This window comes from Achromobacter sp. (assembly GCF_036567245.1).
Lineage (GTDB): Bacteria > Pseudomonadota > Gammaproteobacteria > Burkholderiales > Burkholderiaceae_B > Achromobacter.
In genome coordinates this window covers 1-1,788 of sequence record NZ_DATCUY010000303.1, presented here as the reverse complement: position 1 = coordinate 1,788, position 1,788 = coordinate 1, and the positions used below count along the sequence as shown (strand labels likewise).

The following is a 1,788-nucleotide window of genomic DNA, read 5'->3' as shown; positions in this document are numbered from 1 at the left end:
GTTGCTGCTGGTACCGCGTTTCGGCTTGAACGGTCTGATTGGCGCCGTGCTGGCCAGCGAGGCGAGCATGGCCGCGGCTGGCGGGCTTTTTCTGTGGCGCAGCATACAGCGGCCCTTGCCGGGGACTAACCCGGCGGTGGCGTCAGGGATCGACGCCGGCCAAGCGCAACGTCCCGGCTAGCGGCAAACAGGGCACGCACCGGCACCATCGTGCGCTGCCTCACGGCACGCAGCAGCGCGCGCATAGGCAAAAACAGCGCGCGCCCGGCCAGATACAAGGCATGCTGGGCGCGGTTGCCGGCTAGCTTGCCGGCCAGCAGCCAATGGGCGCGAGCCATGTGGTATTCGTAAAACATTGAACCGTTGCGACTGCCTGTCGATGTCTCATGATCGACAAGGGCTGTCGGCACCATGGCTTGCGGGATTCCGCGCTGTTTCAGGCGCCAGGCCAGGTCAATGTCGTCGCCGTAGAAGAAGAACGCTTCGTCGAACAGCGGTGGCGTCGCCAAGCCAGGTGCCAACAGCATGCAGCAGCCACTGAGATATTCGTATGTTCCCGGCCTGGACCTGCGCAGCATGAGGCCGGTTGAACGGTGATAAAAAATCGAACTAATCGTCCCGCCAGTGGACGACTGCTGACGAGCGGCAGCCAGCTCGTTTCCCTGCTCAATTGCGCCTCGCAGGGCGCTGTGCCCCCCCGGTCGCAGCCTTGCATCGTTGTTGATCAACAGCACGCAGACCGCGCCGAATCGTTTGCGGATTTCGGCGAGCCCCCAGTTCACGCCAGCCGAAAAACCCAGATTCCGACCCGGCTCGCAAATTGCCACATCCATGCCCTGCACGGCCAGCGTGGCCAATGCCGGACGCAGCAACGACAGCGACGTGCCGTCGTCCTCGGAGTTGTCCACCAGCACCGCCCGGTCGATACCATCGGCCTGCAACGAAGCTAAACAGGCCGCAGTGTGCGCATGGTGCCGAAAATGCAGGATCAACCCGACGGTGGGCGCAAGTGCGGTCGCGTTCATGGTTGCGCGGGCCGCCGCGCCATGATCACGGTCTCCTCGGCGCCGCCGGGCACTGCGGTTGCCGCAAGGTCGGCCAGCACCCTAACGAGTGGCGCAAGCAAGGCCTTGACATGCATCGCCACGCCGCCCACACGGCGGGCATTTTCTGCGCTTTCCCGAATCATCCGGCGTGCGTGTGCTCCGCGCCTGACCGGCGCCGGATGCGCAAAGCCGGCATCCAGGAGCAGGCGCGAGAGCTGCCGTGCAGAAGGGATAACCAGATGATACGGCGGGTGCAATTCACGCCACGCCCGCCCGTAGAGGCGTGATCCCAGACTGTCCGGGTTCGGGCAGGCCAGCCACAGCACCCCACCCGCCCGCAGCAGGCTGTATACCCGCTTCAGTTCCATTCCCGGGTCGGTCACATGCTCGATGCTGTGACTCATCGTGACCACGTCGAATTGCCCAGCCCACTCGGCGGGCGCGTCGCGTAATGCGCCTTGCACGACGTGCAGATTCTGGCCGGCGCACACGGCGACCGCCGCCGGGTCAGGGTCCAGGCCGTTGACCTGCCATCCCATTTCCGCAGCCCGCGCAAGAAAAGACCCGTTGCCGCAGCCAACGTCCAGCAGCCTGCCCCGCCGGGGGAAATCACTTGGGAACAGGTGGCGGCCGTAGTAATCGAGCTTCATCCGCCACGGAATCATCAGCCGGAACAGCCGCGCGCCTGATCGAAAGGCCGGCTGGCGCGACAGGGCGAAACGCTGATTCAAATAGCCGTGTA

General features: G+C 64.8%; 2 protein-coding genes. Both read right to left on the bottom strand.

The window, feature by feature from the left end:
* Window positions 1-125: 125 nt before the first annotated feature.
* Window positions 126-1,025 carry a hypothetical protein gene (locus VIR09_RS13475; protein WP_332013320.1) on the bottom strand — a complete coding sequence of 300 codons (900 nt, stop codon included), beginning with the start codon at window positions 1,023-1,025 and terminating at the stop codon, window positions 126-128.
* On the bottom strand, window positions 1,022-1,788 hold a 767-nt coding region (locus VIR09_RS13470), incomplete at its 5' end, for a class I SAM-dependent methyltransferase (protein ID WP_332013319.1). The genes VIR09_RS13475 and VIR09_RS13470, both read right to left, overlap by 4 nt.

What these genes read in the sequence shown, in the direction of transcription:
- VIR09_RS13475 (WP_332013320.1), bottom strand. Translation starts at nt 1,025, where the DNA reads ATGAACGCGACCGCACTTGCGCCCACCGTCGGGTTGATCCTGCATTTT.